Origin of the sequence: Urinicoccus timonensis (assembly GCF_900232945.1) — a bacterium.
Lineage (GTDB): Bacteria > Bacillota > Clostridia > Tissierellales > Peptoniphilaceae > Urinicoccus > Urinicoccus timonensis.
Map to the genome: position 1 here is coordinate 37,615 of NZ_OCTU01000006.1, position 25,915 is coordinate 63,529.

Here is a 25,915-nt window from a genome sequence, read left to right on the forward strand (position 1 = left end):
ACAAATATGTTATAATAAATAACAAAGGAGGGATTAAGTATGTCACAATACTCTTATATTAAGTGGTTTACAGAAATTCAAAAGGAAGATGTAAATGTTGTAGGTGGTAAGGGAGCCAACCTTGGAGAATTAACTTCCATGGGGGTGGATGTACCACCAGGATTTTGCGTTACTGCCGGAGCCTATGATGTCTTTATGAAAGAAGCAGGTCTCGTGGACAAGGTCCAAGAACTTATGAAGAACTTGGATGTTGAAAATGTTGACGACCTACAAGCTGTCAGTGGCGAAGTTAGGGATACCATTGTCAATGGTGAAATTTATAAGCCCTTGGAAGAAGAAATTATCAAGGCCTATGAAGAATTTTCTAAAAATATAGGCATTGAAGATCCAGAAGTTGCTGTACGGTCTTCAGCAACTGCAGAAGATTTGCCTGATGCATCTTTTGCTGGACAACAAGATACTTATCTACACATCCATGGTGACCATGAGCTCATGAACCATGTCCGTAAGTGCTGGGCATCTCTATGGACAAGCCGGGCTATCTACTACCGGGAAAAACAAGGCTATGACCATTTTGACGTTTCCCTATCTGTTGTAGTTCAAAAAATGGTAAACTCTGAAAAATCAGGAGTTATGTTTACGGCCAACCCTATTAATGGAAATACCAATGAAATGATGATCAACGCATCTTGGGGCCTAGGAGAAGCCGTAGTAAGTGGTACGGTAACTCCAGATGAATACACCATTGATAAGGCAGAAAACACCATCGTTGAAAAACATATTGCTGAAAAGAACACCATGGTTGTTAAAAAAGCATCCGGCGTTGGAACAGAAGAAATCTCCATTGCTGAAAGTCTAGGACCAGACTTTGTAGACAAGGAGTGCTTGACTCCAAAAGAACTAACCATCCTAATTGACCAAGGACAAAAAATCGAACAACTTTATAAAAAACCACAAGATATTGAATGGGGTATTGACCGAGATACAAAACATCTCTATATTCTTCAATCTAGACCCATTACAACTTTGAAAAAAGAAGATAAAGGAGAAGTAGAAGCAGTGGAAGAAAAAGAAGAATTAAAGGCACTTTTAAGAGGTCTTGCAGCCAGTCCTGGAATCGGTCGTGGCGTTGTCCGTCACATTAAAGATGTCAATGAAATCAACAAGATTCAAAAGGGTGACATCCTAGTTACTGGCATGACCAACCCAGACATGGTTCCCGCTATGCGGAAGTCTGCAGCCGTTGTAACCGATGAAGGTGGACGAACCTGTCATGCGGCCATTGTTTCCAGAGAATTGGGAATTCCCTGTATTGTTGGGTCTAAGAACGGAACAAAGATTCTTAAAGAAGACCAAAAAATCACTGTAGATGCAACCCGGGGAGTTGTCTACGAAGGTCACGTTCTTCAAGAAAAAGAAGAAGCCAAGACAGAAAACCAAGCTGGTGGCATTGCCAATGAACAATTCTTAAAAGCTGTTGCTCCTGTTACAGCAACCAAGATTTATATGAACCTTGGAGAACCCAGTCTAATTCAACGCTATAAGGACCTACCCTTTGATGGAATTGGCCTGATGCGGACAGAATTCATCTTTACCAACATGATTGGTGCCCATCCAATGTACCTGGTTAAAACCGGTCAAGGACAAATGATGATTGACAAGTTGGCTGAAGGAATTTCCACTGTAGCAAGTGCTATCTATCCAAGACAAATTGTTGTCCGGATGAGTGACTTTAGAACCAATGAATTTAGAGGCTTAAAGGGTGGGGACGAAGTAGAACCCATCGAAGCCAACCCCATGATTGGATGGCGGGGCGTATCTCGTTATATCTCTCCTGAATACGAAGAAGGTTTCCGTTTGGAATGCCGGGCTATGCGAAAGGTTCGCGAAGAATTTGGCTTGACCAATGTTGTGGCTATGCTTCCCTTTGTCCGGACTCCTGAAGAATTAAAAGTAGTTAAGGGCATCATGGAAGAAGAAGGTCTAAAACAAGGTAAGGACTTCAAGATTTGGATTATGGCGGAAGTTCCTTCTGTTGTCTTCCAAGCTGAAGAATTTGCTCAATTAGTAGACGGGTTCTCCATTGGATCCAATGACTTAACCCAATTAGTTATGGGGGCTGACCGAGACAATGGTGTCCTAAACAACATGGGTTACTTTGACGAACGAAACGAAGCCGTTAAACGGGCCATCAAGATCTTGGTAGATGCTTGTAACAAGTATGGCACAACCTGCTCTATTTGTGGTCAAGGACCAAGCCAATATCCAGAATTTGCAGAATTCTTGGTAGAAGCAGGCATTACCTCCATGAGTGTAAACCCAGATACTGTAGACTATACAAGAAGACTGGTTGCCCAAGTAGAACAAAAGATGATTTTAAGAAAATTAAGAAACCTATAAGATGGTTCAAGTCCCTGGTAGCCAGCTGCTACCGGGGATTTTTTTATGGTGGAAAATTCTTCTGGCTCTAGTATAATAGGGAGTAAGAGAATTGAAAAAGATAAAGGAAAGGAAGAAATAGATGAAAAAAATCCACCAGTCCTTGGTCTTACTCCTTGTAATTTTCCTCTGTGCCTGCCAGCAGGTGGGCCCTGGGGAAAATATACAAGCCCAGGAACAAGCCGACCTGAACCAGGAAGAAGTCAAGGAAGCACAAATTGCCCGCCTATTTTTTGTAGGAGATGTGATTTATCACTATCCTGTTTATAAAAATCTAGCCAGGAATGAAAATCCAACACAATTTCGAAGCCACTATGAACTCATGGAACCCTATATTCAAGGGGCAGATTTTGCCCTGGCCAATTATGAGGGGTCTGTATCTTTTGATGGACAAACCCACTCCTATCCCATGTTTCGAGCCCCCCATGAGACCATAGATGCCTTAAAGCTCAATGGTTTTGATGCCCTATCTACAGCCAATAACCATTGCCTGGACGGAGGAGTGGATGGAGCCAAGAAGCTCATAGACCTTTGCCAGGAAAAGGGGCTTTACCAATTTGGGACCTATAAGGATCCAGATAAAAAAGGAATTCTTGTAGACATTAATGGAATTCAAGTAGGCTTTCTGGCCTATTCTCAAATCTTTAATGGTCTGGATGGCTTGGCAAAAAATGAGCCCTACTTAATTTCTCCCCTGAACCTGGACCAAGTCAAGGCAGATATTGATAAGATAAGGCCCCAGTGTGATTATTTAATTGTTTTACCTCATTGGGGAACAGAGTATGCCCAAGGGCCCAGTGACCAAATCAAGACCATGGCCAATGAAATCCTCTCTTATGGGGCGGATGCTATTATCGGGTCTCACCCTCATGTGGTCCAAGGTCTGGAAAGACGAAATGATGGAAAATTTATTGCCTATTCTTTGGGAAACAGCCTATCCAATCAAAAACGAGCCTTCCAAAATACCAAGAGGGTTGAGGGGGGCCTGGCCCTGGAATTAACCCTGAGTAAGAGGGAAAAAACCCGAGTTATTGGCTTAAAAGAAATAGCAACCATGGTTGTTCGAAGACAAGGCTTGGCCCAAGTAGCTGCCTGCCAGGATATTATGGATGGAAAAATTCCAGGAATATCTCAAGAAGACCTGGCTAGAAGTCAAGAACTCTACCAACAAGTATTAGAAGACACGACAAAATATTAAGGAGACCAGATGAATAAACACGATGGACTTACAGGAAGCAGTTTAAAATGGTTGGCCATGCTTTCCATGCTTATAGACCATGCTACGGTGGCCCTGGTGGAACCAATCTATCTTTATCAAGATAATCCTCAAATTATGGGGTTAGATGTCTGGAAGGTCTACGATATGGGGAGGAACCTGGGTCGTTGGGCCTTTCCTATCTTTTGCTTCCTCTTGGTAGAGGGGTTTTTCCATACCAGAAATCGGAAGAGGATGTTTCGGGACCTTTGTATTTTTGGCATCTTATCTGAAATTCCCTTTGACCTTTTATTTAATCATGAAGTCTTAGCAAATTTTTCTCAAAATGTGTTCTTTACCCTGGCCTTGGGTTTTATGGCTTTATGGGTCATGTATAAGGAAGGGCTGAACAAGTATTTAAAGGTTTTGGGCCTAGTGGTCTTGGGACTAGCAGCCTATTATTTCCAGGCAGACTACGACCTAAGGGGCTACCTGGCCATCCTCTTATTTGGCTTGGTCCATCCCTATAAAAAGATTTACCGCCTACCAGCAACCCTGGCTGGCTTTTATTTCGAGGGATTTTGGGGGATGTCAGCCTGTCTTCCTATTTATTTTTATAATGGAAAGAGGGGGGACCTAGGCCTGCCTAAGTATTTCTTTTATGCCTTTTATCCAGCCCATCTTTTAATTCTTTGCCTTTTGCGCTATTTTATCTATGGAGGAAATTCTTTCTGATTTTTACCTTTACGATTGGCAAAAAAAGGAGTATACTATAATGTATCTCTTGCAGAAGTGGCGGAACTGGCAGACGCGCAGGACTCAGAATCCTGTGATGGAGACATTGTGAGGGTTCAAATCCCTTCTTCTGCACCACATAAAATAGTATTTTTACCTATCTTTACAAATGGCGTAAAATATACATTAAAAAGGACGTAAAGATTTTATCTTTACGTCCTTTTACATAGAGTAAGATCTATTGTAGGGGCTATAAGTAATAAAATAGGGGGGAAATGATGAACTTATATGAGCTAACGGAAATTTATCAAAATTTATTGGATTTAGACCTAGAGGAAGAAGACCTTCAAGTCCACTTGAAAAATATCAATGACGCCATTGAAACTAAGGCTGAAAATATTGCCAAGGTTTTAAGGGACTTGAATGCCGAAGCAGAAGCCTATAAGGAAGAAATTGAACGGATGACCTTAAAAAAACAGAGAGTAGAAAATAGGATGAAGAACTTAAAGTCCTATCTTGAAGAGGCCATGAAGGATGTTAACAAGCGAAAATTCAAAACAAGATTATTTTCTTTTTCCATCCAAAAAAATGCACCCTCTTTAAAGATTTTAGACGAAAGTAAAATTCCGGACGAGTATTTTAAGCTTGAGCGGAAATTAAATAAACAGGACTTAAAAGAAGCGGTGAAAAAAGGTCTTTATCCAGAAGCGGCAGAGCTGGTTCAAGGAGAAAGTTTAAGAATTCGCTAAAAGGAAAAAAAGTAAAAAAATTTTAAAAAGTCTATTGATAAATAATATCAATTAATATATAATAGTCCTATAAGAGTTAAGAATAAATTGAAAACCTTCTTAAACATCTTGATGAACTATTGATTTAACGAAATGATTTAACGAAAAAACTTCCTGCTAAATGCAGGAAGTTTTTTTATCTCATGCTTATTTTATTCTTTAAGTAAATAATTTTTAATACCTTGGGCACCAATCTTACCAGAACTCATAGCCAAGATGACAGTGGCGGCTCCTGTAACGGCATCTCCTCCAGCAAAAACTTCTTCTCTGGAAGTTTGACCCATTTCTTCTACTACGATACCACCCCAATCTTCTATTTCAAGGCCCTCTGTGGTCATGGCAATTAAGGGGTTAGGGCTGGTTCCCAGGGCCATAATCACTGAGTCGGTTTCCAGGATAAACTCAGATCCTTCTATAGGGGAGGGTCGACGGCGACCACTGGCATCTGGTTGACCCAACTCCATTTTGATACACTTCATGGCCTCAACCCAACCCTGGTCATTGCCCAAAATTTCCTTGGGGTTGGTTAGGTAGGCAAAGTGGATGCCTTCTTCAATGGCATGGTGGACTTCTTCGGCTCGAGCGGGCAGGCTATCTTGGTCACGACGGTAGACAATGGTTACATCGGAGCCCAAGCGTTTAGCCACCCGGGCAGCATCCATGGCAACATTGCCTCCGCCAATGACAGAAACTTTTTTTCCTAGCTTAATAGGAGTATCATAGTTTTGGTCATTGGCCCGCATAAGGTTGGCCCGGGTTAAAAATTCATTGGCTGAAAAAACACCATTTAAATTTTCGCCGGGAATATTTAAGAACTTGGGAAGGCCGGCACCTGAACTGACAAAGAAAGCTTCAAAACCTTCTTCTTTTAATTGGTCAATGGTTACAGTTCGGCCAATAATTACATTGGTTTCAAAATGGACTCCCAGGGCCTTTAAATTTTCCACCTCAGCTTCAACGACATTGTCTGGTAGGCGAAAGGAAGGAATCCCATAGATTAAAACTCCACCCAGTCTTTGGAGGGCTTCAAAAACATGCACTTCGAAGCCTTCTTTGACTAGTTCACCGGCACAGGTTAAACCTCCGGGGCCACCACCGACGATGGCAACTTTATGGCCGTTGGCTGGTTTTTTTCCCTCTAAACGCCAACCCTGGTCTCGGGCATAGTCTGCAGCAAAACGTTCCAACTTACCGATGGATACGCTGTCTCCACGGTTGGTCAAGACACAATATTTTTCGCACTGTTTTTCTTGGGGACAAACCCGACCGCAAATAGCTGGTAGGGAAGTATCTTCCCACAGGCTTTCAATGGCCTCTTTGAAATTTTCATTGGCTATGCCGTAGATAAACTTAGGAATATCAATGGACACAGGACATCCCTTCCGACAACGGGGAACCTTACATTGGAGGCAACGATGGGCTTCTTTGATGGCTTCGTCCTTAGTATAACCCAGGCAGACTTCTTGAAAGTTATTTTTACGAACCTCGGGGTCCAATTCTGCAACAGGAATTTTTTGGAAACGTTGAGATTTATTGTCCATAGCCATCAACTCCTTTTAATTTTTCCACATCGGCGTATTGAGCCTGCCTCTTCATGGCTTCATCAAAGTCTACTTGGTGACCGTCGAATTCCGGTCCATGGACACAGGCGAATTTTGTTTTGCCAGCTACTGTACACCGGCAGGCACCACACATGCCCGTACCATCTACCATAATAGGGTTTAAACTCACCGTTGTAGGAATCCTTAATTTTTTGGTTAAAAGAGATACATATTTCATCATAACCATGGGACCAATAGCTACGCAGTGGTCATAGTGGTTGCCTTTTTTTACCAGGTCCTCTAGGCAGTCGGTAACTAGGCCCTTGAAACCTTGGGACCCATCATCTGTAGCGATATAGACTTTTTCGGCCACTTGTTTCATTTCTTCTTCCAAAATAACCAGGTCCTTGGACTTGCTACCGATAATGACTTGGCTGGCAACCCCATGATCGTGGAGCCACTTTACTTGGGGGTAGACAGGGGCAGCCCCTAGACCTCCACCAACAAAAAGATATTTTTTCTTTTTCAAGTCCTCCAAATCCATATGGACAAACTCACTGGCTTGGCCCAAGGGACCAACAAAACTGTGGAAACTATCTCTTTCATTAAAGAGGTTGATCTTTTGGGTTGAAGGTCCCAGGGCTTGGATTACAACCTGGACGGTTCCCTTTTCTCGGTTATAGTCTGTAATGGTAAGTGGAACTCTTTCAGCATACTGGTCTGCAATGATGATGACAAATTGTCCCGGAAGGGCCGCTTTGGCCACCCGAGGTGCTAAGACATCAAAGGCTACAATATTAGCTGCTAGAGTTTTTTTCTTTATAATCTCAAACATGAAAAACTCCTTAAAGTGATCTTAAATTCTTTAATGAACGTATTCTATTATAACCGATAATGGGGCTTTTGTATAAATTTATTTGAAAATAAGCTTATAGAAAGTCAAAGTGGGCTTTTCTTTTCTTATTAAATAATCTTTGCTATAATAGGATAAAGTTTAGGGGGAAGTATGAATACAAATTTTAACAATATAAAACGACTTGTTATTAAAGTAGGCTCATCGTCCATTACCCATGAAACTGGGGAAATTAATTTAGAAAAAATAGACCAGTTGGCTTGGGAGTGTGCTAATTTGAGAAATAAGGGTATTGAGGTGGCCCTGGTTTCTTCTGGAGCCATCTTTGCAGGAGCCCACCGGATGCTACTGAGTGAAAAGCCCAAGGATACACCTAGAAAGCAGGCAGCCTCAGCAGTAGGCCAAGTGGCCCTAATGAACACCTATGCTCGAAGTTTTCACAACTACAACTACCAGGTGGCCCAACTTTTATTGACCCGAATGATTGAAGAAAATACCACCATGGGGGTCAATGTAAAAAATGCCTTTGATGAACTTTTTAATTTGAATGTAGTGCCAATCATCAATGAAAATGATGCAATATCCACCTTAGAAATTGAATTTGGGGACAACGACAAACTGTCTGCAGTGGTGGCTCGGATTATCCAAGCTGACCTTTTAATCCTGCTGTCAGATATTGACGGACTCTATAATTCCAATCCTAAGACCAATCCCCAGGCCAAGCGCCTGTCTTTGGTAGAAAAAGTGGATGAGGACCTCTACAAGATGGCGGGCAATGCCATTTCATCTGCCGGCACAGGAGGCATGATTACCAAGTTGGATGCAGCTAAGCTCTGTATGGAACGGGGAATTGATATGGTTATTGCCAACAGTCAGGACCTATCAGTTATCCGTAAAATTATTGCTGGAGAGGATGTAGGAACCTTATTTGTAGGAGGGAAAAATGCTGGACTTGTTTAAAAATGCAAAAAAAGCAGCGACTAAGTTAAGAGACTTATCAAGCAGAGAAAAGAATGAAATTCTCCAGGCCTGGGGCCAAGACCTTTGGGCTAGACGAGAAGAAATTATTGAAGCCAATGAAAAAGACTTGGCCTATGGGGAAGAAATTGCCTTAAACCCTGGTCTCATGGACCGTTTGCGTTTAAACGAAGACCGAATCCAGGGAATGATTGATGGCTTAAAGGTTGTAGCCGGTTTGGAAGATCCTATTGGATCAGTGGACAAGATGGTTGAAAATGAAAATGGTCTGAGAATAGGAAAAATGCGGGTCCCCATTGGAGTGATTGCCATTATTTACGAGGCAAGACCCAATGTGACAGTAGATTGTGCAGCTCTGACCTTTAAAAGTGGCAATGCTCTTTTGTTAAGAGGAGGCAAGGAGGCCATCCACTCCAATCGGAAGTTGGTGGAGATTTTAAGAAAAACCCTAGAAGACAAGAATTTGGACCCAAATTTTGTCCAATTCGTTGACGACCCCACCCGGGAAAGTTCCAAGGCCCTGATGGAGGCTGTGGGCTATGTGGACCTTTTGATCCCCAGAGGGTCTGCTTCCTTGATTCGGGCCTGTATAGACCAGGCCAAGGTCCCGGTCCTACAAACGGGAGAAGGAAACTGTCATATTTATATAGATGAAACAGCCGATTTGGATATGGCCCTGAATATTGTGGAGAATGCCAAAACCCAAAGAATTGGTGTATGTAATGCCATGGAAAGTCTCTTGGTCCATAAAAAAATAGGGGCAGACTTTTTAAGAGCCTTTAAGGAAATTCAGGAAAAGCATGGAATTAAGGTTCACGGAGACCCAGGAACTTGTCAGCTTTTAGATGCTGAAGAAGCAACAGAAGAGGATTGGGGTAGGGAGTACCTGGCCATGGAATGTTCTTGCAAGTTTGTAGATTCTGTAGACCAGGCCATTGACCACATCAACAAATATTCCACCGGCCACAGCGAAGTCATTATTACCAACAGTTATGAAAACAGTCAAAAATTCTTACAAAAAGTAGATTCAGCCTGTGTTTATGTAAATGCTTCCAGTCGTTTTACCGATGGAGGTCAATTCGGTATGGGGGCTGAAATGGGAATTTCAACCCAAAAGATTCATGCTCGAGGGCCTGTTGGTTTGGAAGAATTAACCTCTTATAAGTATATTATTTATGGAAATGGACAAGTGAGAAAATGAACTATATTAGCACAAGAGGAAATCAAGAAAAAAAGACTTTTTGGCAGGGAGTCCTTCAAGGACTGGCACCAGATGGGGGCTTATATGTTCCGGAAGAGCTTCCGACCATAGACTTTCATGACTATATAGACCTGGATTATCGGGACCTGGCAGTAGAGGTTTTGAGTCTCTTTGTCGACCCCGAGGACCGAGATAAAATCAAATCATGCGTCCTTCAAGGCTATAAAAACTCTTTTTTTAAGGAAAACCTAATTGGTCTCCACCAGGAAGAAGACTTTAGTGTTTTGGAATTGTACCATGGCCAAACAGCGGCCTTTAAGGACTTTGCCCTGGCCCTTTTACCCCAGTTTATGAAAGAGGCATCCAAGGAGAAACTTTTGATTCTTACAGCTACTTCAGGAGATACTGGCAAGGCTGCCATGGAGGGTTTTAAGAATGTTGAAGGAATTGATATTGTAGTTTTTTATCCCCACCAAGGGGTCAGCGAAATCCAATACCTTCAAATGGCTACCCAAGAAGGGGACAACACCCATAGTCTTGCTATCCAAGGAAATTTTGATGATGCCCAAAGGGGGGTCAAGGAACTTTTTCTAGACCAGGATCTAAAAAGTCATCTAGAAAAAAACCAAGTCCACCTCTCTTCAGCTAATTCCATCAATATTGGTCGGCTCTTGCCCCAATCCATCTACTATATTTATGCTTATTTACAATTGGTTAAAAAAGGCACCTTGACCTATGGAGATAAACTGGATGTCGTCGTTCCCACAGGGAACTTTGGCAATATTTTAGCTGGTTATTTGGCTCAAAAGATGGGCCTACCCTTGGGAGACTTTATTTGTGCCTCCAATAAAAACAATGTCCTATCTGATTTTTTAGAGGCAGGAGTCTATGACATCAATAGGCCTTTTTTCAAAACCAGCTCTCCTTCAATGGACATCCTGGTATCCAGCAATGTTGAACGCTTCCTCTACTTTTTAACTGGGGATGCCAAGAGGGTCAAAGACCTACAAGAAGACCTAGTCCAAAAGGGACGTTATGAATTGGACCAAGATTTGAAAGACAAGATGGCCTCTTGGCATGGATACTTTGCCCAAGAAGAAGAAGTTCAAGAAGAAATCCGTCGCATGTATAGGGAAAAAAATTATCTTATGGATCCCCATACAGCTGTGGCCAGCCTTTGCTATCAAAAATACCAAAGAGATTTTGCCCCTCAAAGACATGCCTTGATCTTATCTACAGCCAGCCCCTATAAGTTTCCCCATACCGTTTTACAGGCCCTGGGAGAAGAAGGGGATTGGACGGACAAGGAAGCCATTGACCATTTGGAAGACCTTACCGGCAAGGAAGTTCCCTCTGTAATTAAGGACCTTTGGGTCAAGGAACAAAAGCCAGAAGAGCTTATTTCTTATCAAGATATGAAAAAAATTGTGGGAAAAATAGGAGATGGAGAATGAAACTAAGGATTCCAGCAACTTCAGCTAACCTGGGGCCTGGATTTGATACAATCGGTTTGGCCCTATCCCTCTACCAATACTTGGAAGTGGAAGAGGATAGGGAAAGTAACTTGAAAAAGGGACACCTGGTTTATGATGCTTATGTCAAAACTTTTGCCTATGTAGGAAAAGATCCTCTAGCAGCAAACTTTAATTTTTATGGAGACATTCCAAGGTCCAGGGGTTTGGGATCTAGCGCAGCATGTATTGTTGCAGGAATTACTGCAGCCAATGAATTGGGCAAATTGGGTCTAGGCCAAGACCAGCTTTTAGAGATTGCAACAGAGATGGAAGGCCATCCAGACAATGTAGCCCCGGCTCTTTTTGGGGGGCTGGTTTATGCTATGCGGGATGGAGGACTTTATTATAAAAAAGTTTCCGTCTCTTCCAACATGGTCTTTACCTTATTAATTCCTCAAGATGAACTCTTAACCGATGTAGCCCGAGACCTACTTCCAAAAAAAGTTCCCATGGAGGATGCCATCTTTAACCTGTCCCACCTACCTTTTTTAATTGAAGCCTTTGAAAAAGGGGACTTTGACCTCTTAAAAGTGGCTTCCCAAGACCGCTTACATGAACAATATCGTGCAAAATATATTCCCTATTTTTTAGACTTGAAAGAATCTTTAAAAGACAAGGCCTGTGTCCATATTTCCGGAGCCGGGTCCACCAGTTTGATGATTTCGAAAGAATCCATCCTCCAAGATTTGAAAGAAATAGCCCAGGAAGGGGTTCAAATCTTAGAAGTATCTGTGGATGGAGAAGGAGTAAAAAAAATAAAGCAGTAGGTTTTCCTACTGCTTTATTTTTGCTTGAAAGCGGATTAAAAACTTCTCCATAAGTTCGGGTAGATATTTTGTTTGAACATTTCCTTGGACTCTTAGATAGTTTCCACCGCCCTCCAGCTTATAGGCATCTTTCAAACGGTCGTAGATTTCCTTTAAGTCTTCGTTGCGGTTTTTAGACAGACAAATTAAAAATTGGGATAGGTCAGAAGAGGGTAGACCATACAATTGCAAATAATCATCCTGGTCCATAATCTGGGCTGAGGCTTCTTTTAAATCGCTAAAAGGGATATCGCTTATGCTTTTATAGATAACCTTAACCCCCTTGAAGTCAGAAGCTTGGGCCATGAGTTTTTGGGCCAGGTCATTTTGCTTGCTTTTTTCAGACTTCTTTACTTCAGATCGGTAGTGGTCTTTTTTTAAAAGAAGTTGTTTGACCTTGCTGGGAACCTTGTCTACAGGACAATTTAAGATTTGAGCCAAATTGTCCATGGTCTTGGCAAGATTCATGTAGTTTTCATGGGCCAATTGGCCACTGACAAAGGAAATTTCGATTCCTTGGTCAACTTTTTTCAAGTTAAAAATTCGATTTTCACCAACCTCACCAGTTCGCACCAGGTGAGGACCCATGGATTTTTGTAGGGGATAGTCTCCAACCCGAACCAAAACTCCGTTGTCTATTTTTGTTTGGTGGACTAGGAGGTTGGCTAAAACTGTATAGTTCACTAGGCTTTCAACTTGGTCCAAGGACCGGAAGGGAATATCCTGGGCATCTAAGACAATTTTTCCATATTGGTTATGGATATGGTAGTCTAAAGTAGAAATATTTAAGAGGTGGTTAAAGGCCAAGCTATAAAGGACCCGGCCCAGGGAGAGCTGCATAAAGCGCAGGCGTTTTTGCCAGTCAATTTTTTGTAGGTTATTTTTTGCTGGTCCAGCTAGGTGAAGGATATAGCCATTAGGGGATTTTTCCAAGTCCAAAACTTGGACGCCGCCAACTTGTCCCAATTGTTGGTCATAGTAGGGGGTGCTTTCTAAAAAGATTGTATCCTCAACGGCATATGTATTTTCTTCCTCCCTTGCTTGAAGGGCCAGGTCAAGGGTTTTACGATAGGGTGTATAGTCTAATTTATCCATTTTTTCATCCATCCTTTACTACTTTTATTTTACCACAGTTTCGGCTACAATGGTATGGTAGGAGGGGCATATGGTCTATTTAATAAGTTCTTTACTGGGGTTATTTACAGGCTTTCAATATGAAAATTTTTTGATTTTATTGCCTGTTTTGGCAATGGCGGCCTACTATTTGCGTCCCTATATAGATGGGCAGACAAGGCAAAAGGCCTTAGGGTGTTTTCTTTTATTTGCCTTATTTTTTGCCAGGGCATCCTTGGTGGATACCACTTGTCTTGAGGCCTACCAGGGAACCTTTCAAGCCAAGGTCCTAGCAAGTGAAAAAAAGGAAAATTCCTACCAACTACTTTTAAGACTAGGGGATAAAAAATCTTCAAAGATTCTTTTTTATAGTAAAAAAAATGTCCTAGCTGGAAGCCAGGCTATTTTTCAAGGTCAGGTCCAGCCCAGGGAAGAAGCCAGTGATTGGTCCACAGAATCCTATCCACTCTATTTGAAGTCAAGGGGAATCCAAGGCCAGGGGCATGGAAGCCTGGTAAGGGTTTTGAAGCCAGGAAACTTTCTTTACCAAGTCCAGGAAAAGATTAGCCAGAAATTAAGGGACAATGAATTAAATCCCCAGGCCAAAGAACTTTTTCAAGAAGTTCTCTTGTCCAAGAAAGAGGGGAATTTTTGGTCGGACCAATTAAAAGACCTGGGCCTAGCCCATATCCTGGCTATATCCGGACTACATATAGGCCTCTTGTACGGGAGTGTTAAGAGGGTCTTAATGAGCTTTCTACCTCGGAGGAGGGCTCTTGACCTGGCCTACCTATCCGCAATCCTCTATCTCTTATTTATCGGGGGATCTATCGGGGGATTTCGGGTCTTATTTTTTCTTCTCTTTAGCCTAATTGGAGAAAGAAGAGCGATTAAGTTTGACTATTTAAAACTTTTTGTCTTTGCGGCCTGCCTCCAGCTTTTGATTTTTCCCCTCCATCTCTACTCTATGGGTTTTTATCTTTCCTATGGGGCCTATTTTAGCCTAATCTTTATCAAGCCCTATCTGGATAGGGCCTTCCACCCCTTTAATGGAGGCTTTTTCCAATTGATTACAGCCTCTATTGCTGTAAATCTAGGAATTTTACCCTTTTTATTGGCCATGCAATTTGAAATCAACCTAGCCCAAATTTTGGCCAATATCCTCTTGCTGCCTTTTTATGGTTTGTTTATCAATGCAAGTTTTCTCTATGGTCTGGGTCAGCTTTTGGGTATCAATCCCTATCTTTTTAGCCTTCTTTTAAATAGCTTGTCAGACCTTCTCTTATTGGGAAACCAAATTTTAATGGTCTTTAGTAAGATCAAACTTAGATTTGGCAAGACCAGCCTGGAAGCCCAAATTCTCTTTTACCTAGTGACTTATCTTGCCTATTTCGGGAGTAAGTTAAGGGGAAGACCTCGCAAACTCTTTAGCTCCTGCTGTCTTATTTTCAGCCTAGGCCTTCTTCTTACAGGATTTTTCCAGGCCGGGGAAGAAGGAGTCTACTTTATCTATGTAGGCCAGGGGGATAGCAGTTTAATTAAAAGTAAAAACAAGATATGCCTGGTGGATACTGGGGGAGCCAAAAAATCCAGGCCTGCTAGAAAATACCTAGTTCCCTTTTTAAAGGCCAGGGGAGTTAAGCAGATAGACCATATTATCATTAGTCACTGGGATGAAGACCACTGTGATGGCCTACGAGACTTAGCCAAGGACTTTAAAATAGGACAAGTCCATTTTTCTCATATCTATCCAGCCTGGGCTGAATTTTTAGAGAGGGAAAATATTCCAACTTCTTACATGGAAGCTGGCTACAAGTATTCTTTAGACCAAGACCTTTCTTTGGATGTTTTAGCAGGAAATAGCCTAGAGGATAAGGAAAATAACCGGTCCTTGGTTTTTTACGCCCAGCTGGAGAATCAAAGAATCCTCTTTACAGGAGATGGAGAAAAAGAGCTGGAGGAAAGATTAAAGCCCTATCCCACAGATGTCTACCAGGTTGGTCACCATGGATCTAAAACATCTAGTGGAGAAAAATTCTTAAGTCAAATCAAGCCTAAGATAGCCGTGGTTTCATCTGGGAAGAACAATCCCTTTGGCCATCCCCACCAAGAAGTTTTGGACCGACTCAAAAGTCATGGCGTGGCAACCTATTCTCTAAAGGATAGGGGGTGTCTTTTCTACAATGTAAGGACCAAAGAAATGACCCAGACAGGACAAGAAAGAGGCCTAAATACCTATGAAGTACTGGCCTATCTTCTTGTTTTAAATGGATATATGTATGGATTAAGAAAGGTTTTTAAAGACCATGAACTATTTACAAATCGAAGAAGAAATTGCTAAAAATCAACTGGTATTATTGTCCGGAGAAGAAAAATTTTTAATGGAAGAAATTGCTAGCACCTTTGCCAAGAGATGGGTTCCTCAAAACTTAGAGGACTTTAATGTAGTCTACATTAAAGGAGAGGCAACAGAGGATAGAGTCATTGACGCCTTGATGACCCTACCCTTGATGAGTCCAAGAAAACTTGTGGTTATCCAAGATATTGAAGAATTTACCAATGGTAAAAACCTGTCCAAGGATTTTTTTAATAATTTAGAAAAGATCCAAGAGGGGACAGTCCTTCTTTGTCTTGAATCAAAAAAAGCCCTGGATAAGAGGACAAAAGTTTACAAAAGTATCCAAAAGCATGGAAAAGTTATTCCCTGCAATCCTTTAAAAATGAGAGAATTGGTACAATTTCTCCAAAAACAAGATTCAGAAAAAAGAGAGATTCCCTATGGGGTCTTCCAATACTTTATTGACCTTATGGGCTATCTTCAAAACAATACGAGCTTATTGGAAGTTAAGTTGGAGTGGGAGAAAATTTTACAGGCCTGTTCCGGACGGTCCATAGAAAAAGCAGATATTGACTACTTTATTTCCTATGAAAAAGAAAAGAGTATATTTGCCCTAACGGATGCCTTTGTCAGCAAGAATATAAAAAAGACCTTTGAAGCGATTCAAAGTCTCAAAGATCAAAATATAGACAGTTATCAAATTGTGGGTCTTTTAAACCGTCAGGTAGAAAACCTCTACCGGGCAAAAATTTTACTGGACCAAGGCTACCAGGAACAGTCCCTAAGGCAAAGGATGGGGGTCCACCCCTTTGTAGCCAAAAAGCTTTGCCAAGAGGTAGGCCGCTTTCGCTTGGAAGAATTAAAAAACATGCTAGATTCCCTCATTGCCTTGGACCAAGACCTTAAGAGCCTGTCTATTCCTGACCAATACCTGGTGGAAGTAAAAATCTTAGAAATGATGAGTTAAAAACAAGTATAAAAAATAGAAGGCCGGGGCCTTCTATTTTTATTTTGCTAAACTTTTAGCCATTTTGCTAAGGGTACGCCCAGCTTTGTTTTTGTGCATAACACCTTTTTTAGTAGCAAGTTTAATTTTTTTATCGGCAACTTTTAATAAGTCTTTTGCTTCATTTTTATTTCCAGCTTGGATTGCTTCGTTAAATTTGCGGATTGCAGTTTTAACCCCAGAATTTAAGGAACGGTTACGAGCTTCATTTTTACGAGCAATATCCACACGTTTAATTGCTGATTTAATATTTGCCATATCTTCACCTCCATGCACTTTTAAACTCTTTGTATTCTACCATGATTTGAGGGCTTTTGCAAGAAGTTTTCACATTCTAATTTGTCCCTATATTGCAAGGACTTGCCAGGATATGATAAAATACCTTATTAGATAATAGGAGGTTTGTATGGATAAAGAATCGATAAAAAGTTGGCTTATAACCATTGCAGGGGCCTTTGTCTTGGCCCTGGTGATTAGAAATTTTATTTTTAATACATCCAATGTAAAGGGACCTAGCATGGAGGCGACCCTCCACCAAAATGACCACGTCATTAGCTTGGTATTTCCCCTGTTTTACAAGGATCCAGAACCTGGACAAATTGTCATTATTCAAAGCCCCTTTGAAAAGAAAAAGTACGTTAAGCGGTTGATTGGCCTACCTGGTGATAGGATTCAAATCCTCAACGGCAGGGTTTATGTTAATGAGAAGGAAATTAATGAACCCTATATCCAAGGGACAGAGACCCTAGTGGACAATGAAAATACCTGGACCCTGGGACCAGATGATTACTTTGTCATGGGAGATAACCGCTTGCCGGGAGAAAGTATGGATTCTAGAGCCTTTGGACCTGTTCATAAAAAGGCCATTAAGGGAATTGTTGTTTTCCGATATTTTCCATTTAATAAATTTGGAAAATTATAAAAAATAGAATAGGAGTAGTATGGCAAGACAAGACTATATACGTAACTTTTCCATTATTGCCCATATAGACCATGGGAAAAGCACCCTGGCTGATCGCTTAATTGAGTCTACAGGAATGCTGACCAAGCGAGAAATGGAGCAACAGGTCCTGGATAGTATGGACTTGGAAAAGGAACGGGGAATTACAATAAAACTAAAAGCTGTTCGTTTGATCTACCAGGCTCAGGATGGACATGAGTACACCTTTAACCTCATTGATACACCAGGCCATGTGGATTTTTCCTATGAGGTTTCTCGGTCCATGGCGGCCTGTGAAGGAGCCTTATTGGTAGTGGATGCTACCCAAGGTGTAGAAGCCCAGACCCTAGCCAATGTCTATTTGGCCTTGGATGAAGACCTAGAAATTCTTCCAATTTTAAATAAAATTGACCTGCCCAGCCAGCGCTGCGAAGAGGTGATTCAAGAGATTGAAGACATTATTGGTCTTCCGGCAGAAGATGCTCCTAGGGTATCTGCCAAGACAGGCTTAAACATTGACCAAGTTCTAGAGGCCATTGTCCGAGATGTTCCAGCTCCTAACGGAGATGAAGATGCTCCTTTAAAGGCTCTAATCTTTGATTCAAATTATGACGCCTACAAGGGGGTCGTTTGTTATGTTCGAATTTTTGATGGCCAGGTTAAAGTAGGGGACACCATTCAAATGATGAATACTAAGAAATCCTTTGAAGTGGTAGAAGTAGGAGTCAATGCCAATGGTCACATTCCTCTAGACCAGTTGAGTGCAGGAGATGTTGGATATATAACCGCCAGTATCAAGGAAGTTCGGGATGCCCAAGTAGGGGATACCATTACCCTGAAAAACCGTCCTACAGACAAGTCCTTAAAGGGATATAAGAAGGTTTCTCCCATGGTCTACTGTGGAATTTATCCAGCCGAGGGAGAAGAATATACTGAAATCCGTGATGCCTTGGAAAAATTAAAGGTCAACGATGCAGCCCTGGACTTTGAGGCAGAGACCTCAGCAGCCTTGGGCTTTGGTTTCCGTTGCGGATTTTTAGGACTTTTACACATGGAAATTATCCAAGAAAGATTGGAAAGGGAGTTTGACCTCAACCTAATTACTACAACTCCCTCTGTAATTTACCATGTCATGACCACAGACCACGAACTCTTAGAAATTCAAAATCCATCCAACCTTCCAGACCCTTCTGAAATTGAATACATGGAAGAGCCCATTGTCCGGGCTGAAATTATGACGCCAACAGACTATGTAGGGGCCATTATGGAGCTTTGTCAAAACCGTCGAGGGGTTTTTATTGACATGCAATACCTGGAAGAAACCAGGGCTCAAATCACCTATGACCTCCCCTTAAATGAAGTCATCTATGACTTTTTTGATGCCTTAAAGTCGAAAACCAGGGGCTACGCTTCCTTTGACTATGACCTAAAGGGCTATCAACAAAGTGACCTGGTAAAGATGGACATCCTTATCAACCAAGAAGTTGTAGATGCCTTTTCCTTAATTGTCCACCAAGACAAGGCCTATGAACGAGGACGTAAAATATGTGAGCGGCTGACAGAAGCCATCCCAAGGCACCAATTTGCCGTTCCCATCCAGGCAGCCATTGGGTCAAAGATTATAGCCAGAGAAACCATCCGAGCTTTGAGAAAAGATGTTTTGTCCAAGTGCTATGGAGGAGATATTTCTCGGAAGAAGAAACTTTTGGAAAAACAAAAAGAAGGAAAGAAACGGATGCGGTCTATTGGGAATGTGGATATTCCCCAAGAAGCCTTCTTGTCTGTTCTTAAATATGACGAAGAATCATGATTTCTCTTTATATCCATCTGCCTTTTTGTCGGAAGAAATGTGTCTATTGTGATTTTGCATCAACTAGTAAAACAGAGGACATGGATGACTATCTAAGAGCCTTAGGCCAGGAAATAGACCTTTATAAGGAAGATTTAAGGGACCAAGAAATCCAAACCATTTATCTAGGAGGAGGGACTCCTAGTGTCTTGGGTCAGGAACGTTTGGTCCCTCTATTTGAAAAAATTCAAGAGTCCTTTAAGTTGTCCAAAGACTTGGAGTGGACCATGGAAGCCAATCCAGAATCAGGAAAAAACTTGGATTTTCAAACCTTAAATCAACTGGGCCTAAATAGGGTGAGTATGGGAATCCAGTCAGGACAAAAGAATTTTTTGGACCTAATGGGACGAATTCATTCCTTGGAAGATGTGGATGCTTGCCTAGAACAATTGGCCAAGTCTTCTATAGAAGAGATTAATGGAGATTTTATTTTTGGTCTTCCTGGCCAGGACTTGAATCATGTAAAAAAGGACCTAGACTATATCCAAAGTTTAGCCTTGACCCATCTTTCCTATTATAGTTTTATTCCGGAAGAGGGAACTCCTTTGGGGGAAGAAGTCCTCTCTGGCCTGAAAAAGTTACCCAAGGACCAAGAGGATCGGTTTATGGACCACTACATTGAAGACCGCCTGGCAGAACTTGGTTACCGGCAATACGAACTTTCTAATTTTACTAAGAAGAATCCCTGTCGTCACAATTTAGCCTATTGGCAGGTCCAGGACTACCTGGGTTTGGGACTAAGTGCCCATTCAAGCTACCAGAGCCAACGTTGGGCCAATACGACTTGTCTTTCTTCCTATATGGAGGACCTAGCCCTGGACAAAAAGCCCATTAGTCAAAGGGAAAAGCTAAGTGATCGAGACCGGCTTATGGAAAAAATTATCTTGTCCCTAAGACTCAATAGGGGAATACCTGTGAAAGACCTTGAAGAAGGATATGGGATTGACTTTAAAAAAGTTTTTTCCAAAGCTATTGAAAAAAATATCCAAGCCCAAAGCCTAGAAGAAGTGGACGGTTTCTACCGTCTTACCAGATATGGTCGGGATGTGGCCAACCAAGTGGAATTAGATTTTTATCGAACTTTTTAAAGAGCTCCTAGGAGCTCTTTTTTTCGTAGGAAAATTATTTTAGAAAAGATTAGCAGTCCTATTGACAAAGTGCCAAAAGCATAGTAATATATAGACAGAAGGTTTGGCACTCCCTTTAATTGAGTGCTAATAAGAAAGGGTGAAGAAGATGGATGAGCGAAAGATTAGAATATTAAATGCCATCATTCACTCCTACTTGGAAATCCCTATTCCTGTAGGATCTAGAAAGATTTCAAAGGAATATGACTTGGGAGTGAGTTCTGCTACGATTCGTAATGAAATGAGTGACTTAGAAGATTTGGGTTACTTAAACAAGCCCCACACCTCTGCAGGGAGGATTCCTTCCGATAAAGCCTACCGCTTTTTTGTGGAGGAGTGGAAGGATCAAAAGCGGGCCATTGCTTCAGATCAAAAGCTCTATATTGTTGACCTACTAAAAAAAGCTATGTATTCAACAGAGGAACTTTTGAGTCAAACGGCCAAACTGCTGAATGAAATAACTAGATTTCCGGCTTTTGTTTTAGCCCCTAGTCGTCAAGACCGAATCTTAAAGCAAATTGAATTGTTGCCAATTCATGATAAATTTTTGTTAGTTATCCTAGTTGGTGACCAGGGAATTGTTGAGAAAAACATTTTGAGGTTGCCTAATAAAATTTCTGAGGAAGATTTAAAGTCTCTAAAGTACAGCTTGAACAAAAACCTATGTGGTGTTGACTTCTCTTCCTTTGATTCTGTTCATATCCAATTAACAGGGGATATGGTGGAATATAAGGGCCTGATTACAGCCATTGTAGATTTAGCCATCCACTTAACGGAAAAAGTTGAAAAAGTTGACGTCTACAGCCAAGGGCTGACAAGTATTTTGGACTTAGAAGAGTTCCAAGACTTCAGCAAGGCCAGAGATGTAATTCGGTTTATGGAAGATCCTAGAAACATTGTGGAAATCTTCCCTAAAGATACAGATTTAGGTGATGTTCATGTCATTATTGGCTCTGAAAACAAAGAAGAAGTTCTACATGAAAATTCTCTAGTAACAGGGACCTATGCTATTGATAGTAACCGCATTGGACAAATTGGCGTTATTGGGCCAGTTCGCATGGATTATCCCTGGATTATAGATATAGTCGGCACTGTTGCAAAGAATCTTTCTAAAAGTATTCAAGTAATGTAGAGAAGGTGATGAAATGGCGAAGGAAAAGAAAAATGAAGATTTAGATTTACAAGAGGAGGACCTTTTAGAGGAGGACCTGGACCAAGAGGATTGCTCAGAAGAAAATCCAGAAGTTCAGGCCCAGGAAGACTCCTATAAGGACCAACTCATTCGATTAACAGCAGATTTTACAAACTATAAAAGAAGGGTTGAAAAAGAAAAAAAAGACTTTTTAGCTCTGGGTGTTAAAAAGGTTGCTCTAGATTTATTGGGAGTCATCGACAATTTTGAGCGAGCTCTAGACCACTCTGATGAAGATTCCTCTTTTAAAGAAGGGGTTGAAATGATCTACCAGCAACTTTTAGACCTGTTAAAGAAAAACAATATATGTCCTATGGAAGCTCTGAACGAAAAGTTTGATCCAAACCGTCACCACGCTGTTTTAGTAGAAGAAAAAGAGGGCGTGGAAGAAGGAGTTGTTATCGATGTCGTTCAAAAGGGCTATATGATAAATGATGAAGTATTAAGACCTGCTATGGTCAAAGTTTCACAATAAGGAGGAAATTTATGAGCAAAATTATTGGTATTGATTTAGGAACAACAAACTCAGCTGTAGCTGTTATGGAAGGTGGAGATTCCATCATTATTCCAAACATTGAAGGAAACCGTACAACACCTTCAGTAGTGGCTTTTACAAAAGATGGGGAAAGACTGGTTGGAGAAACAGCAAAACGTCAAGCAATCACAAATCCTGACCGGACAATTGCTTCTATTAAAAGACACATGGGAAGTGACTACAGTGTAGAAATAGATGGCAAGAAATACTCTCCTCAAGAAATTTCAGCTATGATCTTACAAAAATTAAAAGCAGATGCTGAAAGCTACCTGGGAGAAAAAGTAACTGATGCTGTTATCACTGTTCCAGCTTACTTTACAGATGCCCAAAGACAAGCTACAAAAGACGCAGGAAAAATTGCTGGTCTAGAAGTTAAACGGATAGTCAATGAACCAACAGCCGCTGCCTTGGCCTATGGAGAAGACAAGGATCAAGATTCACAAACTGTTATGGTCTTTGACCTTGGAGGAGGAACTTTTGACGTGTCCATCCTGGAATTATCTGATGGAGTCTTTGAAGTTCATGCAACTCGAGGCAACAACAAACTTGGTGGGGATGACTTTGATAACCGTGTTATTGACTTTATTGCTGAATCCTTTAAAAAGGAACACGATGTTGACTTAAAGGCTGACAAGATGAGCCTTCAACGTCTAAAAGAAGCTGCTGAAAAGGCTAAAAAAGAATTATCTTCAACCATGTCTACAAATATCAACCTTCCCTTTATTACTGCAACAGCAGAAGGTCCACTTCACTTAAATATGGACCTAACTCGGGCTAAGTTTGATGACTTAACCAAAGACCTTGTAAAGGCAACAGAAGGACCAGTTAAAGAAGCCTTAAAGGATGCTGGTTTATCTGCAGGAGATATTGATAAGGTCTTACTTGTTGGTGGATCTACCCGGATTCCTGCTGTTCAAGATTCAGTTAAAAAATTAATCGGCAAAGACCCACAAAAAGATATTAACCCAGATGAATGTGTAGCCCTAGGTGCTGCAATCCAAGGGGGAGTTTTAAGTGGAGATGTAAAAGACTTACTTTTACTTGACGTAACTCCCTTGTCTCTAGGCCTTGAAACCATGGGTGGGGTTACTACACGCTTAATTGAAAGAAATACAACAATTCCTACAAAAAAATCTCAAGTGTTTACAACAGCTGCAGATAACCAAACCAGCGTAGATATTCATGTTCTTCAAGGGGAACGTCAAATGGCAGCAGACAATGTGACCTTGGGCCGCTTCCAACTTGATGGAATTGCGCCAGCTCGCCGAGGAATCCCTCAAATCGAAGTTACCTTTGATATTGATGCCAACGGAATCGTAAATGTTTCTGCCAAGGATTTAGGAACTGGAAAGGAACAACACATTACCATCACTTCCTCTTCCAACCTAACAGACCAAGAAATTGAAGAAAAGGTTAAAGAAGCAGAAATGTATGCAGAAGAAGATAGCAAGAAGAAAGAATCTATTGAAGTGAAAAACAATGCAGATTCTATGATTTACCAAGCAGAAAACACCTTGAAAGAAGTTGAAGGTAAGATTGGTGATGATGATAAGAAAAAGGTTGAAGATGCTGTCGCAGCCTTAAAAGAAGTAAAAGATTCAGACGATATTGATGCAATCAAAGCAAAAACTGAAGAATTAACTCAAGCCTTCTATGCAATTTCTGAAAAGCTCTACCAAGAAAATGCGGCTCAAGGAAATCCTGGAGAAGCTGACGGTTCTGAAGAAAATGTAACCGATGCTGACTATGAAGTTGTAGACGAAGACGAAGATCAAGAATAAGACTAGCAAGCTTTTAATGAGATATATAGGCTGTTGCCAAAGATAAGAGGGGCTCAATTTTGAGCCCTTCTTTTTTATCATGGTTAGGGGATAGGTTTTTTTAAGGGATCGAAAAAAAACAAGTTGCCTTGGAAAGTAAGAAAAAGAGGAAATTCTACCTATTTTATGCTATAATGATAAAAGAAAGAACTTGAAGGCCGGGTGAATCTCGGCCTTTTTTGTTTAAAAAATACAATTAGGAGAATATATTGAGATTTAATAAATTAAACTTATCTAAAGAACTTTTACGGGCCATTGACGATATGGGATTTGAAAGGCCTTCAGAGGTCCAGGAAGCAACAATTCCCTACATTCTTCAGGGGAATGATATTTTAGCCCAAGCCCAAACTGGAACAGGAAAGACAGCCTCTTTTGGGATTCCCATGATTGAAAAGATTCAAGATAAGCAATTAAAATCCCCCCAAGGCCTGGTCCTAGTTCCGACTAGAGAACTGGCGAGACAGGTGACGGAAGAATTAAAAAAACTTGCTAAGTATAAAAGATTTATCAAGCTGGCGGCTATTTATGGTGGCGCTGATATGGGTAAACAATTAAGCCAACTTAGAAATGGGACAAGCATTGTTGTTGGAACTCCCGGCAGAATTATGGACCATATGAAGAGAAAAAGCCTTCAGCTGGATCAGCTGGAATTTTTAGTCTTGGATGAAGCAGACGAAATGTTTGATATGGGTTTTAGGGATGACATGAAGACCATTATTGAAAAGACCAATCCAAACCGTCAAACCCTGTTTTTTTCTGCTACTTTTGACAACAATATTAAGGATTTTTCCAAACTCTACCAAGATAAGCCTAAAAAGGTTATTCTTGAAAAGAAAGAATTAACAGCTGAAAAAATCCACCAATACTATTTGGAATTAAACAGGAATATGAAGACGGAGATATTAAACAGACTCCTGCTAATCCATAGACCCAACAAGTCCATTATCTTTTGCAATACCAAGAAAATGGTTGATAGCTTGGAAGTTGAAATGGCCCAAAAAGGATACCAAGTGGCCTCTCTACATGGAGATATGAGACAATCTTCCAGGGACCAAGTGATGAAAAAGTTTAGAGACGGCAGTATTGACCTATTAATTGCAACGGATGTAGCGGCTCGAGGCTTAGATGTATCCGATATTGATTTGGTCTTTAACTATGACCTACCCCAACAATCTGAATACTATGTCCATAGGATTGGCCGGACAGCCAGGGCGGGGAAAAAAGGTATCTCCTTTACTTTTGTGACAAATAAGGACTATGACAAATTTAGAGAAATTGAAGACTATGCTAATATAAAAATGGACAAAATGAGCCTACCTACAAAAAAAGATGTGGAAAAAGAAGGTATGGAAAGCTTGTATGAAAGAGTTAATAAGAGCATAGTTCCATCAGCAGATCAAGAAGAATACACAGACCTCTTAAATAGGCTCTTAGGTCAAGGACACAGCCTCTATGATATTGGGGCATCTCTGTTAAAGATGGTAAACCAAGAAGCCAATAATGTAACTCTGGTCGAACTTGACAAGGTAGACTTTGGCAAAAAGTTTGAATTGTCTAGGTCAAAAAAATCAGGAAATTTTGGAAAAAAGGGCAAGAAGGACTGGGGAAATAAAAAAATCCAAGGGCCGAAGATCTTCATCAACAAGGGAAAAAGAGACGGTGTCGACTCAAGAGAAGTTATCCGTTTAATTAGAAGATATACTGATGTGGCCACTAAGGATATTGGGCGAATTAATATTATGCCCAATTTTACCTTTGTGGAAATTCCAAAATCCAAGATTAAAAAGGCCATAAAAGATTTAAACGGTAAAAAGATTAAAGGCAAGCCTTTTAAGGCGGAATATTCAGAAAAATAAAGAGGCCCCAGCCAAAAATGACAAGGAGATAGAAAGACGAGGAGGAAAAAAGCCTCGTTTTTTCAAGTGGACTAGGCTATAAAAGCTTG

At 41.0% G+C, this 25,915-nt stretch carries 21 protein-coding genes and 1 tRNA gene; 18 read left to right on the plus strand and 4 right to left on the minus strand.

Annotated features, from left to right (window positions below):
* The first annotated feature begins 39 nt into the window (after positions 1-39).
* The 5 genes from ppsA (at position 40) to CS898_RS08915 (ending at position 5,118) form a co-directional block, all read left to right on the plus strand.
* A complete protein-coding gene (gene ppsA, locus CS898_RS08895; protein ID WP_099208872.1) occupies positions 40-2,400 on the plus strand; it encodes a phosphoenolpyruvate synthase in 2,361 nt (786 codons plus the stop codon).
* Positions 2,401-2,521: 121 nt separating this feature from the next.
* Positions 2,522-3,637: a CapA family protein gene (locus CS898_RS08900; protein WP_099208873.1), complete on the plus strand. Its 1,116-nt coding sequence runs from the start codon at positions 2,522-2,524 to the stop codon at positions 3,635-3,637.
* Positions 3,638-3,646: 9 nt separating this feature from the next.
* Positions 3,647-4,369, plus strand: coding sequence for a TraX family protein (locus CS898_RS08905; protein ID WP_099208874.1), 723 nt, complete (start codon positions 3,647-3,649; stop codon positions 4,367-4,369).
* 51 nt (positions 4,370-4,420) lie between these two features.
* A tRNA-Leu gene (locus CS898_RS08910) sits at positions 4,421-4,507 on the plus strand.
* Positions 4,508-4,647: 140 nt separating this feature from the next.
* Positions 4,648-5,118: a siphovirus Gp157 family protein gene (locus CS898_RS08915; protein ID WP_099208875.1), complete on the plus strand. Its 471-nt coding sequence runs from the start codon at positions 4,648-4,650 to the stop codon at positions 5,116-5,118.
* A gap of 191 nt (positions 5,119-5,309) precedes the next feature.
* Here the strand turns inward: CS898_RS08915 and gltA are convergent, their stop codons facing one another.
* Both gltA and CS898_RS10135 read right to left on the minus strand, forming a co-directional pair.
* Positions 5,310-6,698, minus strand: coding sequence for an NADPH-dependent glutamate synthase (gene gltA / locus CS898_RS10130; protein WP_306345829.1), 1,389 nt, complete (start codon positions 6,696-6,698; stop codon positions 5,310-5,312).
* Entirely contained in the window at positions 6,688-7,533 is an 846-nt protein-coding gene (locus CS898_RS10135) for a sulfide/dihydroorotate dehydrogenase-like FAD/NAD-binding protein (protein WP_099208877.1), read from the minus strand. The genes gltA and CS898_RS10135 overlap by 11 nt, the downstream gene beginning before the upstream one ends.
* A gap of 171 nt (positions 7,534-7,704) precedes the next feature.
* Here CS898_RS10135 and proB point away from each other — a divergent pair, with 171 nt between their 5' ends.
* From proB to thrB, 4 genes are read left to right on the plus strand one after another with little or no spacing between them, the layout of a single operon-like run.
* Positions 7,705-8,511, plus strand: coding sequence for a glutamate 5-kinase (proB, locus tag CS898_RS08930; protein WP_099208878.1), 807 nt, complete (start codon positions 7,705-7,707; stop codon positions 8,509-8,511).
* Positions 8,495-9,730 (plus strand): glutamate-5-semialdehyde dehydrogenase, encoded by a 1,236-nt coding sequence (locus CS898_RS08935; RefSeq protein WP_099208879.1) that lies wholly within the window; start codon positions 8,495-8,497, stop codon positions 9,728-9,730. Before proB ends, CS898_RS08935 begins: the two co-directional genes overlap by 17 nt.
* Positions 9,727-11,184, plus strand: coding sequence for a threonine synthase (gene thrC / locus CS898_RS08940; protein WP_099208880.1), 1,458 nt, complete (start codon positions 9,727-9,729; stop codon positions 11,182-11,184). The genes CS898_RS08935 and thrC overlap by 4 nt, the downstream gene beginning before the upstream one ends.
* Complete coding sequence (thrB, locus tag CS898_RS08945) at positions 11,181-12,011, plus strand: homoserine kinase (protein ID WP_099208881.1); 831 nt, start codon at positions 11,181-11,183, stop codon at positions 12,009-12,011. Before thrC ends, thrB begins: the two co-directional genes overlap by 4 nt.
* 6 nt (positions 12,012-12,017) lie before the next feature.
* On the opposite strand, the gene CS898_RS08950 is transcribed toward thrB, so the two are convergent.
* The gene (locus tag CS898_RS08950) at positions 12,018-13,157 is read right to left on the minus strand and encodes an alanine--tRNA ligase (protein WP_099208882.1); all 1,140 of its coding nucleotides are present in this window, start codon (positions 13,155-13,157) and stop codon (positions 12,018-12,020) included.
* A gap of 58 nt (positions 13,158-13,215) precedes the next feature.
* Here CS898_RS08950 and CS898_RS08955 point away from each other — a divergent pair, with 58 nt between their 5' ends.
* Together CS898_RS08955 and holA are read left to right on the plus strand one after the other, a co-directional pair.
* Positions 13,216-15,504, plus strand: coding sequence for a DNA internalization-related competence protein ComEC/Rec2 (locus CS898_RS08955; protein ID WP_099208883.1), 2,289 nt, complete (start codon positions 13,216-13,218; stop codon positions 15,502-15,504).
* Positions 15,470-16,468, plus strand: coding sequence for a DNA polymerase III subunit delta (gene holA, locus CS898_RS08960; protein WP_099208884.1), 999 nt, complete (start codon positions 15,470-15,472; stop codon positions 16,466-16,468). Before CS898_RS08955 ends, holA begins: the two co-directional genes overlap by 35 nt.
* A gap of 39 nt (positions 16,469-16,507) precedes the next feature.
* Here the strand turns inward: holA and rpsT are convergent, their stop codons facing one another.
* Entirely contained in the window at positions 16,508-16,765 is a 258-nt protein-coding gene (rpsT, locus tag CS898_RS08965; RefSeq protein WP_099208885.1) for a 30S ribosomal protein S20, read from the minus strand.
* Positions 16,766-16,913: 148 nt separating this feature from the next.
* On the opposite strand from rpsT, the gene lepB reads away from it, so the two are divergent.
* The 7 genes from lepB to CS898_RS09000 all read left to right on the plus strand — a co-directional run bounded on the left by lepB (position 16,914) and on the right by CS898_RS09000 (position 25,826).
* Positions 16,914-17,429 (plus strand): signal peptidase I, encoded by a 516-nt coding sequence (lepB, locus tag CS898_RS08970; protein ID WP_099208886.1) that lies wholly within the window; start codon positions 16,914-16,916, stop codon positions 17,427-17,429.
* A gap of 19 nt (positions 17,430-17,448) precedes the next feature.
* On the plus strand, positions 17,449-19,257 hold the full coding sequence (lepA, locus tag CS898_RS08975; protein ID WP_009431768.1) for a translation elongation factor 4: 1,809 nt from the start codon (positions 17,449-17,451) through the stop codon (positions 19,255-19,257).
* Positions 19,254-20,384, plus strand: coding sequence for a radical SAM family heme chaperone HemW (gene hemW / locus CS898_RS08980; RefSeq protein ID WP_099208887.1), 1,131 nt, complete (start codon positions 19,254-19,256; stop codon positions 20,382-20,384). Before lepA ends, hemW begins: the two co-directional genes overlap by 4 nt.
* A gap of 148 nt (positions 20,385-20,532) precedes the next feature.
* A complete protein-coding gene (gene hrcA, locus CS898_RS08985; protein ID WP_009431963.1) occupies positions 20,533-21,555 on the plus strand; it encodes a heat-inducible transcriptional repressor HrcA in 1,023 nt (340 codons plus the stop codon).
* 13 nt (positions 21,556-21,568) lie between these two features.
* Positions 21,569-22,090 carry a nucleotide exchange factor GrpE gene (gene grpE, locus CS898_RS08990; protein ID WP_099208888.1) on the plus strand — a complete coding sequence of 174 codons (522 nt, stop codon included), beginning with the start codon at positions 21,569-21,571 and terminating at the stop codon, positions 22,088-22,090.
* An 11-nt stretch (positions 22,091-22,101) separates the two neighbouring features.
* Positions 22,102-23,931 carry a molecular chaperone DnaK gene (dnaK, locus tag CS898_RS08995; RefSeq protein WP_009430457.1) on the plus strand — a complete coding sequence of 610 codons (1,830 nt, stop codon included), beginning with the start codon at positions 22,102-22,104 and terminating at the stop codon, positions 23,929-23,931.
* Positions 23,932-24,179: 248 nt separating this feature from the next.
* The gene (locus tag CS898_RS09000; RefSeq protein WP_009431865.1) at positions 24,180-25,826 is read left to right on the plus strand and encodes a DEAD/DEAH box helicase; all 1,647 of its coding nucleotides are present in this window, start codon (positions 24,180-24,182) and stop codon (positions 25,824-25,826) included.
* Positions 25,827-25,915 lie beyond the last annotated feature (89 nt).